A 13820-nucleotide genomic window follows, 5' to 3' on the forward strand; every position below is an offset into this window, starting at 1 on the left:
CCGCCAGAAATCCATCACCGGACGGGAATGCGGAAGCCTTGCTCGCCATGATCGAACTCGCCTTCGGGATCATCGGTCTCAGCCGCTGCTTCCTCGGCCTACACCGCCGCGGCCCATCGCGAAAGCAGAGTTGTTCCGTCTCCGAAAGCCACCGGACTCGTGCCTGCGCGAGCCGCGGCCGATCGATCGCCTCAATCCATCGACTCGCGGCCCTGCCCCGTCACCGCCGCGGCAAACGACCGCTGGCAAGAAGTTCCCTCGTCAGGGCTGTGCTAGACCCGCGCGCATGATCGGCATCCCGTCATCCCCGACACGACGCGGCGCATTGGCGCTTCTCGCCGCCACCGGCCTCCCGCTGCTGGCCGTGGCAGCGGGACTGCGCGTTGCGACCGTCGACTGGTCGGTGCTGGAGACCTTGCTTGCGCTGGGAGTGCCGCCGATCGCGGCACCGGAACTGCGCCAGTTCCGCGAAGTCGCGGTAGAGCCCGCCGTTCCTACGAGCGTTACCGATCTCGGCTTGCGCGGCACGATCAATTTCGAGCTGCTCTTGCTGTCACGGCCGGAGCTGATCTTCTCATCAAGCTTCTACGCCGCCTCCGAGCTGCTACTGCGCCGGATCGCTCCGGTCGAAAGCTTCTCGATCTACGCGCCGCACCGCCCGCCCTATGAGCCGGTGGTCGCGATGACCCGCAGCGTCGGCGGGCGCCTCGGCATCGCCACGAAGGCCGAGCGCTACATCGCCGAAACCGAGGCGGAATTCGCGGGCCTGCGCGAAAGGCTGAAGCCTCTGGGCGCGCGTCCGGTGATCCCGGTCAATCTCGGCGATGCCCGGCATTTCCGTGTTTTCGGCGATGACAGCATGTTCGGCGAGGTGCTGAAGCGGCTCGGCCTCGCCAATGCCTGGACCGAGCAGACGAATTATTCGGCCATGGCCCCGATCGGGCTTGAAGCGCTCGTTCGTGTTCCGGAAGCCTACATCGCTCTGATCCCGCCGGTGCCGCCCGGCGCCATGCAGACCCTCGCGGCCAGCGCCTTCTGGAATGCCTTGCCGAACCTGCGCGAAGGCCGCCTCCTGCAGCTAGGCTCGATCAATCCCTATGGCGGTCTGCCGGCGGCGCGGCGTTTCGCGCGATTGCTGACCAACGCCTTGCTCGCGGCGGAGACGGCCCGTGGCTGAAGCGGTCCGTCACATGCGCCTTCAACCCGATCGACACCTCGGCGCCTGGCTTCTGGCGGCGCTGACGGCCGCAGCCCTTTTCCTGGCGGTGGTCGTGACGCGCCCGTCGTTGCCGGCATCGCCTGAGCTCGCCCGGACCCTCGAATCGATCCTGCTTTGGCATAGCCTCGTGCCGCGCGCCGCAACCGCCCTGATCTGCGGCGCGGCGCTCGGGCTCTCCGGCATGCTGCTGCAGCGTGTGCTGCGCAATCCGATCGCCGACGCCTCGACACTCGGCATCGCCTCCGGCGCACAGCTCGCATTGACCGTCGCCACGGCCTATGCGCCCACCCTGATGGCCTTTTCGCGCGAAGGCGTCGCGCTTGCCGGCGCCATCGCCGCGGTTGCTCTCGTCCTCGGCCTGAGCTGGCGGCGGCGACTCGATCCGATGACGGTCGTCCTGTCCGGCATGGTCGTCTCGCTCGTCGCGGCGGCAGCGAGTGCGACCGTCATCCTCGCCAAGGGCGAATACGTGCTGTCGCTGTTCATCTGGGGCGCGGGCTCGCTCAACCAGCAGAGCTGGGACGCAGCCATCGCGCTCGGCCCACATCTGGTGCTGAGCGTCCTCGCCGCCGCACTGCTGCTGCGGCCTCTCGCCCTTTTGGGTCTCGACGAGGACATGGCCCGCAGCCTCGGCCTCGCCCTTCACGCGACACGCTTCGCGATTCTCGGCATCGCCGTCTGGCTGGCAGCAAGCGTCACCGCCGAGGTCGGTGTGATCGGCTTTGTCGGCCTCGCCGCGCCGGCTCTGGCGCGCGAACTCGGCGCCCGCACGCCGCGCCAGATGCTGCTGGCGGCACCAGCGCTCGGGGCCTTGCTGCTCTCGGTCACCGACAGCACGGTGCAATTGCTCGGCTCCGGCTTCAACGATCTCGCGCCGACCGGTGCCGCCACCGCCCTGTTCGGCGGGCCGTTGCTGTTGTGGCTGATGCGCAGGGTCCCACCCACCTTGCCGCCGCAGGCAACCGATCCCGTTTGGCGCCTGGACCGGACGGCACGCTCGCTCCGGGCGCTCGTTCCGCTCGCCGCGATCATGGCACTCGTCGCGGCGCTCGGTCTCATGCTTGGGCGCGGACCACAGGGATGGGAGTTGGCGACGGGTTCTCTGTTCTGGGATCTGCTGCCGTTCCGCGGTCCGCGCCTTGCCGCGGCCGGATCGGCTGGCGTTCTGCTCGGCGCTGCCGGCTGCCTGATGCAACGCCTCACCGCCAACCCTCTCGCCGGCCCCGAGGTGCTGGGTGTCAGCGCCGCCGGCGGCGTCGGATTGCTGCTCGCGCTCGCATTCCTGCCGGCAAGCCCTTTCGCGATGCTGGCAGGCATCGCGGGCGGCTCGCTCGCGGCGCTCCTCGTCATGCTACTGCTCGCCTCCCGCCCGGGCATCGGGCCGCAGCGCCTGCTGCTTGCCGGCATCGCCATGGGCGCGCTCTGCATGGCGGTGGTTTCGACCGCTCTCGCCCAGGGCGATCTGCGCGCCTACATGCTGCTGCTGTGGCTTTCAGGCTCGACCAACCGCGCTGGCGAGATCGAGGCCTGGATCGGTCTCATCGCATGCGTCCTGCTGATCGCCCCTGTGATGCTCGCGATGCGCTGGCTCGATCTGCTGCCGCTCGGGGATGCCACCAGCCGCAGCCTCGGCCTCGCCGTGGAGCGCAGCCGCCTCTGCCTCGCAGCGCTGGCAGCGCTGATGACGGCCGTGGCCTCGCTTTTGGTCGGTCCCTTGAGCCTGATCGGGCTGATCGCCCCGCATCTCGCCCGCCTCGCCGGCTTCGCACGCAGCCGCGACCAGCTTCTCGCCTCGGCCCTGATCGGCTGCGGCGTGATGATCGTCGCGGATTGGCTCGCGCGTCTCGTCGCTTTTCCCTATCAGGTGCCCGTCGGGCTGTTCGCCGCGCTGATCGGCGGCCCCTACCTGATCTGGCTGCTGAACCGCGGAGGAAGCCGAAATGGCTGACACCGCCAATCCGCAGGCGAATCGAATGTAAGAAGGCGGCCGTCAGGCCGCCTTCTTACCCGAGTCGAATGGGATTTCGATATCGACGGCCAGCGTCGAGACCTTGGCGCCCCGTTCCATGCGGACGCTGACCTTCTCGTCGTCGACCTGCATGTGCTTCGAGATCGCGCGGAGGATTTCGTCCCGGAGCTTCGTGACGAGATCGGAGTCGCCGACGGCGGCCCGCTCATGGGCGAGCAGGACCTGCAGCCGCTCGCGCGCCGCGGGAGCCGACTGGGAGCGGGAGAAAAGACGAAGCAGGTTCATGCCGCCTTCCTTCCGAAGATCTTGCCGAAGAAGCTGCGCTTCTCGCCGGGAATGGTGATCGGCAGGGTCTCGCCCTTGAGCCGGCGCGCGGCATCGAAATAGGCGACCGCCGGCGCGCTGCGCTCGTCCGCCAGCGTGACCGGCGAGCCGACATTGGAGGCGCGCAGCACGTCCATGCTCTCGGGGACGATGCCGAGCAGCGGGATCGACAGGATTTCGAGGACGTCGTCCACCTTGAGCATGTCGCCGCGCTCGGCCCGGGCCGGATCGTAGCGGGTGAGAAGGAGGTGCTTCTCCATGCGCTCGCCGCTCTCGGCCTTCAGCGTCTTGGAATCGAGCAGGCCGATGATGCGGTCGGAATCGCGGACCGAGGAGACTTCCGGGTTGGTCACGACGATCGCGATGTCGGCATGGCGCATCGCCAGCGTCGCGCCGCGCTCAATCCCGGCCGGGCTGTCGCAGATTACCCAGTCGAACGACGTTTTCAGTGCGCCGATGACCGCCTCGACCCCCTGAGCCGTCAGGTTGTCCTTGTCGCGCGTCTGCGAGGCCGGCAGCAGATAGAGCGACTCGAGCCGCTTGTCGCGGATCAGCGCCTGCGTGAGCTTGGCTTCGCCCTGAATGACGTTGACGATGTCGTAGACGACCCGCCTTTCGGCTCCCATGACGAGATCGAGATTGCGCAGGCCGACGTCGAAATCGACCACCACGACCTTCTCGCCGTTGCGTGCGAGGGCCGCACCCAGTGCGGCCGAGGAGGTCGTCTTGCCGACGCCGCCCTTGCCCGATGTGACCACGATGACCTTGCCCATAGACCTCTCCTGTTTGTGTGGACGCGCCCTCAGCTCAGGCGAGTGATCCGACCTTGAAACTGTCGCCTTCCAGCCAGAACTGGACGGCCTTCCCGCGCAGCTCCGGCTCCAGGTCCTCGGCCGTCTTGTAGTAGCCGTCGATGGCGACGAGCTCGGCCTCGAGCTTCCGGCAGAAGATGCGCGCCGCCGCATTGCCGATCGTCCCGGCCATGGCCCGGCCGCGCAGCGTGCCATAGACATGGATCGAGCCGCCGGCGATGACCTCCGCCCCGGAGGCGACCGAGCCGACGATCGTCACGTCGCCTTCGGCGAAGATCACCGACTGCCCCGAACGGACGGGTTGGGTGACGACCAGGGACGGCGACGCCTGCGGCACGGCCACGGCCGGCGGGGCCACGTTCTCGGGCACCTGCGGTTTGCCGCCCTCTTCGACCACCGGCGCTTCGATATCCGAGGTCGGGCGGCCATCCGTCATCGCCGGTGGCAGATCCGTTCCGAGCAGCGAGGGACGCGCGCCCTCGATGCCCATGATCCGCACATTGCGGGCGCCGAGCCTGTCGATCAGATCGCGCAGCTGGGGCCGGTCGATGTCGAGCCCGCTGATATCGAGAACCACGGGCCGGCGCATGAAGAAACCGGTCGAGCGCGAGGCCAGATCATCGAGCCGGACAAGCCAATCCTCGAAGGGAAGCTCGGGTGTCAGGGCCAGCGCGAGGAAGCTGCGGCCCTTGAGACGAATGGGTCGGGATTGGGTTAACACGCCGGTCATCTTGGTAAATTTTCGGTTGCTTCGGTGTATCGAGCGCATGGTTAACAAGCGGTAAACCGGCGCCGCTTATCCACGTCAAGAAGCCGGCCTCGCTCGCCGGACGGACCGATCTGGCAGGGTGTGCCGAGCGCCTGCGCCGGGTTTCGCGGCATGCGAAAAACCCGGCCAAATCGGCAATGGCAAGCGCGCGGGAGAACGCGGGCTATTCAGCCGGAGCGGCCTTTTCCGACGCGGGGCCTTGAGCGAGGAAATAAAACGCCAGCGAAGCGAGCCAGACGATCAGGCCGAACACCGCTGCTCCGCCCAGGACCAGCCCGAAGCCGCCCCCCGCATACAGAACCGCCAGCATGGGCACCACGAAGCCGCTCACGGTGAAGCCGAGAAAATAGCGCACGCTGAATGCCTTGGCGCGGTGCTGCGCCGGCACGTAGCGGGCGACCATCGCATCGTTCACGACGACCTGCCCGTAGATCGCGGCCATCGTCAGGACGAGGCCGAGCAGCAGCGGCACGCCCTGGGCCGTTGCCGCCAGCGCGAGGCCGAGCGGCTGCAGAAGGGCGAGGCCGACGAACAGGGCCGGCAGCGTATAGCGGTCGACGAGCCGGCCCATCAGCCACTGCGCCCCTGCCCCGAACACGAAGACCAGCGTCGCCAGCGAGCCTGTCAGTGCCAGCGGCAGGTCCAGCCCGAGCCGCTCGTCCAGAACCTTCGGCAAGGAGATGGTCGTGATGTTGAAGGTCATGCCGCCGGCGATGATCGCGATGGCGAAGACAGTGAGAAGCGCCATGGGACGGCCGACCGGAATGAGCTCCGCCTTGCCGGAGCGACTCGCATGCGGCGCCCCGTCGCCGGGAACGAGCGCGAGGAACGCCGCTCCGAGCACGAGACAGACGAGGCCGGGCAGCACGAAAGCCGTGCGCCAGCCGAGCGTTGCGGCCAGCAGCGCGGTGACGCCGGCCGCCGACGCCGCGCCGAGATTGCCCCAGACGGCGTTGACCCCGAGGTCGCGCCCGAGCTGGCGGGCATGATTGACCAGCATGGTCGAGCCGACCGGGTGATAGATCGCTGAGGCCACGCCGAGAACGAGGAGCCAGGCAGCAAAAGCCGTCGGCCCGTTCGCGCTGGCAACKCCGAGGCAGGACAGCCCATAGCCCAGGAAGAAGACGGCGAGCATATTGCGCCGGCCGAAGCGGTCCGAGAGCCACCCCATCGGCAGCGAGCACAGGCCGAAGGCGACGAAGGCGCCCGTCGCCAGACCGATGAGTTCGGCATAGCTCAGGCCGGTCTGCGCCGCGATGGCGATCACCGCCGTGGGATAGATCAGCAACACGAAGTGATCGAGCGCATGAGCTGCGTTGACGAAGAAAAGCGTGCGCTTGGACAGGGTTTCGGGGCTCATGGCGATGCTCACGACAAGGACGGCGTTCGTTGTAGCTTGACCCGCGGCGCCATGCGGGCCGTAATTCTGCATAATCGGGCCAACTGGAGAGCACGATGCGCGGCGACAGCGACGCCTATCAGACCGTTCCCCGCGCCATCGGCGTCATGCCGAAGACCTATGAGGCAGGTGCGACCACCGGCTGGCACAGCCATCCGCGCGCCCAGCTTCTCTACGCTACCGCCGGGCTGACCCTGGTGACGGCAGAGGACGGCTTCTGCCCGCACAGCATGCGCTCTGGATTCCGCCGCAGCTTTTCCATGAAGTGAGAATGCATGGAAAGGTCTCGATGTGCTCGGCCTATGTCGCGCCTGAGGCCGTGGGCGTCCTGCCGAAGGGTTGCCGCGTTCTGCAGGTGACGCCGTTGCTGGCTTCGTCGCTGGCGGCGCTGGCGGCCGAGCCTCTCCTCTACGACGAGAGCGGGCGCGGCGGGCATCTCGCCGCGCTGATCCTGGATGAAATCGCGCGCGCCCCCGAAACGCCTTTGACCCTGCCCCTGCCGCGCGATCCACGGTTGCGGCGCGTCTGCGAGGCGTTGCTGCAGGACCCCGCCTCGCCCCTCGACCTCGACGGCTGGGCGCAGCGCGCCGGGGCAAGCCGGCGCACGCTGACGCGCGGGTTCCGGACCGAGACAGGCATGAGCTTTGGCGATTGGAGAGCACGCTTGCGGGTGGTCCGGGCATTGGCCATGGCGACGGATGGCTGCCCCCCGCATCAGATCGTCCGTGCCGTCGGCTACGCCGATCTGCGGGCGCTCAAGGCAGCGGCCGAACGCATCCTTGGCGGCGCAGCCTTGTCATGGCGGTGAGTGACGAAGACGACCCCGACGCGTCCAAGCTCAGCGGCGTCAGCCTTGTCCCGATGCACAAGCATCGATGCGCCATGATGCAAGGATCCGACGACGACACGTCAAGCGCCGGGTCCGAGCGATTCGCCGGCAAATGCCCTCGAAGCGGTGCGGTCAAACGGACCTAAATCGACAAAAAGGGGCGCCCTTGTCGGGCGCCCCTTCCTCCATGCTTGCGATGCTCGCTTAGACGAAGCGGAAATCGTCGTGAGCGAGGCTTGCGAGTTGCACGCCCTTGAGGGTCAGGGTGGTGTCGCCATCGATCGAGATGACGGTGTCGGCGCCGATCTGCGCGGCGGCGTCCATGGCGGTATCGAAATCGGCGAAGACCCCGATCGAGAATTCCAGCACGTCGGCGCTGGAGCCGGACGTCCGGAAGTCGGTGATCGTGTCCTTGCCGAAGCCGGCCGCGAAGACGAAGGCGTCGTGCCCGGAGCCGCCGGTCAGGATGTCGTCACCCGCGCCGCCCACGACACGGTCGTCGCCGGAGCCCGCGTCGATCACATCGTTGCCGGCGCCGCCGAGAACGAGGTCGTTGCCGGAGCCTGCATCGATCAGATCGTTGCCTTCCCCGCCATCGACATTGTCGTTGCCGGAGCCCGCCGTGATCGTATCGTTGCCGATGCCGCCGAAGACCTGATTGTCGCCCGAGCCGCCGTCGAGAAGGTCGTCGCCCGCGCCGCCCCAGAGCTTGTCGTTGCCGGCACCGCCCTTGAGGTTGTCATTGCCGGCACCGCCGTCGAAGGCGTCGTCGCCATTGCCGCCGGTGACATTGTCGTTGCCCGCGCCGAAGAGCAGCTTCTCGATGTTGCTGAAGCTGTCATTGCCGATGCCGGCGCCCGAGATCTTGCCCGCAGCGAAATTGACCGTGACCGGGCCCGTCGCCGCCGAGAGATCGAGCGTATCGAAGCCTTCGCCACCGTCGATGACGTCGTCGCCGAGACCGGCGAGGATGATGTCGTCGCCGGCGCCGCCCTTCAGTACGTCGTCGCCGAAGCCGCCGAGCAGGTGGTTGTCCGCAGCGTCGCCGATCAGGATGTCGTTGCCGGAACCGCCGATGACGGTCTCGATCGAGACGAGCTCGTCCTCGCCGGTCGCATCGCCCGAGGCCATGCCACTTGCGAGATCGACCACGACGCCAGCAGCGTCGCCGGAGAAGTCGGCCGTGTCGATACCAGCGCCGCCGTCGAGAAGGTCGTCGCCCGCCCCGCCGCTCAGCACGTCGTTGCCGACACCGCCGAACAATGCGTCGTCGCCGGCGCCGCCCTTGAGGAGGTCGTCGCCCTCGTCGCCGGACAGCGTATCGTCGCCTTCGCCGCCATCGATGGCGTCATTGCCGCCGCGGCCCGACACCTCGTCGTCCCCGAGGCCGGCAAGGATGACCTCGCCCCACGACATGCCGACGAGCAAGTCGTCGCCGTCGGTGCCGACCGGCAGCTCCGCGGCATCGACCAGCACCGTGTCCTGGCGGACATTCAGGTTCTGGATGCGCTGGTCGAGCTCCATCGGCGTGTCGGCGACGTCGTAGGCCGTCTCCTTGGTGGCGTGGAATTCCTGCATGTATTCGGCGAAGGCCTGCTGCTCGCCGAGCAGGGTCGAGCCGGCGGGCGTGTTGGCCGCCACGACGGCAGCGGCGGTGAAGTCGAGCGCCTCGTCGACCGGGCCGGAGAGGCCGCCATCCGCCAGCAGATAGCGGAAGTTCTCGCCATTGGCCTTCATCGGGTAGCTGTCGCCGCCATTGGCGAGGAAGCTCAGCGTCACCATCGTGATCTTGGCGGGCGCGCCCGGCTGCAGCACGCCGTCATCGTAAAGGGCGATCGTGGTGCCGTCCTCCGCGATCAACGCGATATCGGAGACGCGGCTGCCGGCCGGCAGGTCCGGGTCGTAGGAGAAGGCGATGCCGCCGATCTGCGGGAAGCGCCCCTGGTTGCCGAGGAGCCCGACGCCGTGCTCGAGAATGACCTTGAGGCCCTGGGCAGTGGTGTCGAAGGCCATCAGCTTGTTGTCGAAGCGCAGCGAGTTCTCGATGTCGAGCTGCGAGACGCCGCCCTCGGCCTTGCCGGTCGCGGCATTGGCCGGCGGCGCCAGCTTGTCGACCTGGCCGGTGACCGGATCCGGGGCCGAGAAGGTGCCGATCTGCGAGCGCACGCCGCCGCCGTTCTTGACCGACACGACGAAGGCCGGGCTCTCCGCACCGAGCGCATCGCGCAGCGCGTCGGCATTGGCATCGGCCGAGAGGCTGCCGAGGTTGGTCTCCTGGTTGCGGATGAGCGCGCGCTCGCCCTCCAGATAGACGTCGGTGTAGCCGTGGACGGTGCCGTCCTTGACGTTGATGACGGACTGGACCGCATCGGTCACATCCCGCACCTTGTCGCCCTTGGTGCCTTCCGCGAAGGCGGTGTTCTCGAGATTGCCGACGGTGGTGCCCCAGGCTTCGGCGACATTCGCATCGGTCGACGCATAGGCGCCGTTGATCGCGGTCTTCCCCGCGAGATTGTCGACGATGATGTTGCCCTGGGCGTCGAAATCGACCACAAGCCGGCCGAGATAGGAGTATTCGCCGTCGGTGTTGACGATCAGCGTCGGCTTGCCGTCGGCACCGGCGGTGACGATCGGATACGGCCCGTCGAATTCGGCGCTGTGGCCCGGGAAGTTCTCGGCCACGTCGTCGGCATCGCCCAGCCGGGTATGGGAGCCAGCCGCCAGGATGATGTCGACGCCGCGCAGCTTGGTCGCGAGCAGCTGCTCGTACTCAAGCTGCTGCAGATGCGACTGCACGATGATCTTGTTGATGCCTTCAGCGATCATCTCGTCGATGATCGGCTGCAGCTGGCTCGCCAGCAGGTCCATGTCGTCGACCTCGGCGCCATCGCCGGGGAAGCCCTTGACCTCGGTGCCGGTCGGCGAGGAGATGCGCTCGAGGATCTGGGTGGTCGCGCCGATCAGGCCGATCTTCTCGCCGCCCTTGGTGATGATGGCGGCCGGCGCGATGCGCCCGTTCAGCGTGTCGACGTCCGGCGTCGGCGTCGCGCCGTTGCCGACCGTGTTGGTGTAGCGCGGGTTGAGGTCGGCATCGGCCGAGAAGTCGAGGTTCGACGACAGATAGGCGAAGTCAGCGCCCTTCCAGCCGGCGACCGAGCCTGCGGTGATCGCGTCGCGCAGCACCTTCGAGCCGAGGTCGAAGTCATGGTTGCCGATCGTCGAGGCGTCGATGCCGATCGCGTTCATGATGGCGATGTCGGCCGCGGCGATCGGCTGGTTGACGCCGGCGGCGATGGTCGATCCGGTAGCCGCGTTGATCGCCGCGCGCACGGACGGATCGGTCCCGGCGGCGATGAACGGACCCGGCAGGAAGTTGTCGCCGCCCGAGAGCGTCAGCGTATTGGCGAAATCGTCGTCGAAAGCATCGACCAGAGCGGCGAGGTTCTTGGCGGTCTGGCCGGCGAGAAGGCCGGCTTCACCGTCGGAGAAATGCAGGAGCTGGAGCGTGAAGGCGGTCGTAGACACGGGGTTCTCCGTCAGATCAAGCCCGACGATGATCGGGTCGTGATCGGATACGCGGGCGATCACCTCGGAATTGAAGATCGAGGGATCGCGCTCATTGGTGATGAGATCGGCATTGAAATTGAGCTGGTAGTCGACCGCATCGGCCTCGTCGGCGTTGATGTGCCAGTCGGCGACGCCGGTGACCTGGGCCGAGAGGCTGCCATTGGTCAGGACATGGTCGAGCGAGCCGGTCTGGCCGTCGAAGACGTAGCTGTAGCCGTCGGCGCCGTGATCGGTGAAGCCGGCGTTCAGCAGCACGTCGATCGGGTCTTCCTTCGCGTAGGCGTTGAGGTCGCCGAGGACGAGTACGTCCTGGTCGTGCGAGCCGGTCGGATCGGTGCCGAGCCATTCGACCAGCGCCTTGGCGGCAAGCTCGCGCTGGCTGTTCCAGCCACCGTTGCCGTCCTTGATGTCAGCATCCTCACCGGTGCCGGAGCCGCCCTTCGACTTGAAGTGGTTGACCACCGCGGTGAATTCACCGCCGCTGGCGAGTTCCTCGAAGGTCACGGCCACCGCCGCGCGGCTGGTGTTCTCGCCGTTGAAGATGCGGCCGAGCGTGCTCTGGCCCAGAAGCTCGGACGAAACGTCGCTGTCGTCGAGGATCGCGACGTGGGTGTCGATGGAGACGCGCACCGAAGTGACGTCGTAGATGAAGCCGACCGCAATGGCGTCGCCGCCGACGAAGTTCTGGCCCGGACGCACCCAGTCGAACTTGAAGGAGCCGGAGACGCTGTTGAGCTGGTCGACGAGATGGTCGATGGCGTTGCCGCTCGCCCCCTCGATAAAGTTGTTCTCCAACTCCATCAGGCCGAGCACGTCGGCATCGAGCGACAGGATCGTGTTGACCAGCTTGGCGGTCTGCCGGTCGAACTCTGCTTGCGTCTCGGCGCCGCGCGGCTCGAAGCCGTTCGTTGTGAGCTGGCCGTTGTCGAGCGTGGTGAAGTAGTTGAGCACGTTGAAGCTCGCGACCTTCAGCGTGCCGCCGACATCCGGATAGCTCGTCGGCCGCGGATTGGCCGAGACCACGTCGTTGATGCCCGGCCCGTTCTGGACCGCGTGCACGCGGAACTGGTTGAAGTCGTAGTCGAGCACGCCGGTGAGACCGGTGATGGTGTCGCCCATGCGCGGCGCGGTGGTGGCGTTGTAGTCGCCATCGACCACGGTGTTGTCGAGATTGGGGTTCGAGACGCTGCGGCCGTCGTCGAAGATGACCGAGCGCGAGGCGATGTCGCGCAGATGCGCGTCGTAGCCGGAAACGCTGGCATCGTGATCGACGGTGTAGGAGTTCGGGCGCTCACCCTGGGTCAGGCGGATTTCGCCGAACTGGTCGAGATTGAACTGCTCGGTGATGGCGAGCGTCTCGGTGAAGCGGACAAGCATGCCCTCGTAGCGCTCGAGATCGGCGACATAAGTGCCGTTCGAGGCGGTCTGCACGCCGACGCTCGGCAGGTCGATCTCGACCGCCATGCTGTTCACGTCGGCCACCGCGCCGGCCTGGACGATCGCGACGGTGGAGGCGTTGAGCTCGGTATTGCCGAAATTCTCGGCGACCACGCCGGTGACGCTGACCTTGTCACCGATCTTCACATCGACGCCGAGGCTGGCATAGGACACGAAGATGCCTTCGGAGGTCAGGGCGTTGCCGTCGGAGTCGCCAGCCTCCTCCTGCAGCCAGAAGCCGCCGAGATTGCGGGCGCCGTCGGCGTCGCTGTTCTGGAAGTCGCCGACGACGATGGCCTCGACCGTGACGGTCTTGCCCACCATCGTGCTGCCGAGGCCGGTGCCTTGCACGGCACTGATCAGGGTGATCGGGGTGCCGTCGTTGTTGACGATCGTCGCGCTCGCCGATTGGGAGGAGGTACCCAGCGTCGCGGTGATCGAGAAGCTCTCGTCGGGCTCCGCCACGGCGTCGTCGATCGTCGCTACGCTGAAGCTTGCAGTGGTCTGGCCGGCAAGGACCGTGACCGCGGCAGGAACGCTGCCGATGTCGCCGGTCGCGCCCGACACGGCGAGGTTGACGACGGTATCGGTGGCCGCGGCCTGGCTCAGCGTGACCGTGAAGAGGAAGCTCTGGCCCTCAGGCTTGGAGGCCGCGTCGACCGTGACCGAGGAGACCGAGACCGCGCCGCCGCCCGCCACGGTGAAGGACTGCGCCGAGAACGGCACGTCCGGGGCGGTGCCATCGTTGCTCTGGTCGCCGGTAGCGTCCTGGCTGACCCAGTTCGAGGCCGTGTTGATCGCCGCGCGATAGGAATCGAAGGAGGCGCCACCGCTGCGCGCGCCGTTGAAGGCGGCGATGTCGGTGTCGTCATCGAGCGTGCTCAGGTCGAGCGCATCCGCGCCCGCGGTCAGGCCGGTATTGGTCAGCACGCCGTTGGCGCTGTTGAAGCCGCCATTGGCGATAGCCGTGATGAAGTTCGGCGCCGAGGCCGAGCCCTGATAGGCGTAGATCGTCTCGTCCGCCGCGCCGATGCCACGGTTGGTGCCGCGTCCGGCCACGGATGCGGCCGCGGTGCCGGTGCTCGCCGAGATCGTCCCGGCGCCGATATTGTCGATGCGCACGATCGTGCCGGCTGCGACGCCCGCGGAGGTCCAGCTGAACGCTCCCTCATTGGTGTCCGCGAAGGCCGAGCCGTTCCACTCGTTATCCTCGAAGATGATGGTCTCGCCGGCCGGAATTTCCGTGAGCGCCACGAATGCGATGTTGTCATTGCCGTCGGCATTGAAACCGACGAACGCAATCGAACCTTTACTGAGCGCCATGGCTGAAATCCCTGTTCCCGATCCGGGGTTTGACGTGGAGGCGAAGGGCGGCGTCGGGCACAATCCGCCCCGCCGCGCTCGGCATTGATCGTTACGGATTGCCCGTGCTCCCGCAGGAGCCCGGGCGATTGCGGGCGATGTTCAGACGAAGTCGATCGAACCGGAGCACGTC

9 protein-coding genes are annotated in these 13820 nt (G+C 67.3%); 4 read left to right on the forward strand and 5 right to left on the reverse strand.

The genetic code is table 11. From position 1 onward, the window contains the following. The first annotated feature begins 286 nt into the window (after positions 1–286). Both AC1DE3_RS12875 and fhuB read left to right on the forward strand, forming a co-directional pair. Positions 287–1177 (forward strand): ABC transporter substrate-binding protein, encoded by an 891-nt coding sequence (locus tag AC1DE3_RS12875; RefSeq protein ID WP_476779468.1) that lies wholly within the window; start codon positions 287–289, stop codon positions 1175–1177. Then, complete coding sequence (gene fhuB / locus AC1DE3_RS12880) at positions 1170–3167, forward strand: Fe(3+)-hydroxamate ABC transporter permease FhuB (RefSeq protein ID WP_476779469.1); 1998 nt, start codon at positions 1170–1172, stop codon at positions 3165–3167. Before AC1DE3_RS12875 ends, fhuB begins: the two co-directional genes overlap by 8 nt. Before the next feature lie 42 nt (positions 3168–3209). On the opposite strand, the gene minE is transcribed toward fhuB, so the two are convergent. The 4 genes from minE to AC1DE3_RS12900 form a co-directional block, all read right to left on the reverse strand. After that, positions 3210–3473, reverse strand: a complete 264-nt coding sequence (gene minE / locus AC1DE3_RS12885) for a cell division topological specificity factor MinE (protein ID WP_441511763.1) — start codon at positions 3471–3473, stop codon at positions 3210–3212. After that, a complete protein-coding gene (minD, locus tag AC1DE3_RS12890; RefSeq protein ID WP_441511762.1) occupies positions 3470–4285 on the reverse strand; it encodes a septum site-determining protein MinD in 816 nt (271 codons plus the stop codon). Before minD ends, minE begins: the two co-directional genes overlap by 4 nt. A 34-nt stretch (positions 4286–4319) precedes the next feature. Then, on the reverse strand, positions 4320–5054 hold the full coding sequence (gene minC / locus AC1DE3_RS12895; protein WP_476779470.1) for a septum site-determining protein MinC: 735 nt from the start codon (positions 5052–5054) through the stop codon (positions 4320–4322). Between the two features lie 202 nt (positions 5055–5256). Further along, the gene (locus tag AC1DE3_RS12900) at positions 5257–6453 is read right to left on the reverse strand and encodes an MFS transporter (protein WP_476779471.1); all 1197 of its coding nucleotides are present in this window, start codon (positions 6451–6453) and stop codon (positions 5257–5259) included. A 95-nt stretch (positions 6454–6548) separates the two neighbouring features. Here AC1DE3_RS12900 and AC1DE3_RS12905 point away from each other — a divergent pair, with 95 nt between their 5' ends. Both AC1DE3_RS12905 and AC1DE3_RS12910 read left to right on the forward strand, forming a co-directional pair. Next, positions 6549–6761, forward strand: a complete 213-nt coding sequence (locus AC1DE3_RS12905) for a cupin domain-containing protein (protein WP_476852425.1) — start codon at positions 6549–6551, stop codon at positions 6759–6761. Between the two features lie 2 nt (positions 6762–6763). Next, positions 6764–7300, forward strand: a complete 537-nt coding sequence (locus tag AC1DE3_RS12910; protein ID WP_476852426.1) for a helix-turn-helix domain-containing protein — start codon at positions 6764–6766, stop codon at positions 7298–7300. Between the two features lie 225 nt (positions 7301–7525). Here AC1DE3_RS12910 and AC1DE3_RS12915 read toward each other — a convergent pair whose 3' ends face one another. Continuing rightward, positions 7526–13648 carry an ExeM/NucH family extracellular endonuclease gene (locus tag AC1DE3_RS12915; RefSeq protein ID WP_476852427.1) on the reverse strand — a complete coding sequence of 2041 codons (6123 nt, stop codon included), beginning with the start codon at positions 13646–13648 and terminating at the stop codon, positions 7526–7528. Positions 13649–13820 lie beyond the last annotated feature (172 nt).

This window comes from Allobosea sp. 10L417, from assembly GCF_056395485.1.

Bases quoted from the DNA above. Each gene is read 5' to 3' on its own strand.
- AC1DE3_RS12875 (WP_476779468.1), top strand. From the start codon at position 287: ATGATCGGCATCCCGTCATCCCCGACACGACGCGGCGCATTGGCGCTT.
- minE (WP_441511763.1), bottom strand. From the start codon at position 3,473: ATGAACCTGCTTCGTCTTTTCTCCCGCTCCCAGTCGGCTCCCGCGGCG.
- minD (WP_441511762.1), bottom strand. From the start codon at position 4,285: ATGGGCAAGGTCATCGTGGTCACATCGGGCAAGGGCGGCGTCGGCAAG.
- minC (WP_476779470.1), bottom strand. From the start codon at position 5,054: ATGACCGGCGTGTTAACCCAATCCCGACCCATTCGTCTCAAGGGCCGC.
- AC1DE3_RS12905 (WP_476852425.1), top strand. From the start codon at position 6,549: ATGCGCGGCGACAGCGACGCCTATCAGACCGTTCCCCGCGCCATCGGC.
- AC1DE3_RS12910 (WP_476852426.1), top strand. From the start codon at position 6,764: ATGCATGGAAAGGTCTCGATGTGCTCGGCCTATGTCGCGCCTGAGGCC.
- AC1DE3_RS12915 (WP_476852427.1), bottom strand. From the start codon at position 13,648: ATGGCGCTCAGTAAAGGTTCGATTGCGTTCGTCGGTTTCAATGCCGAC.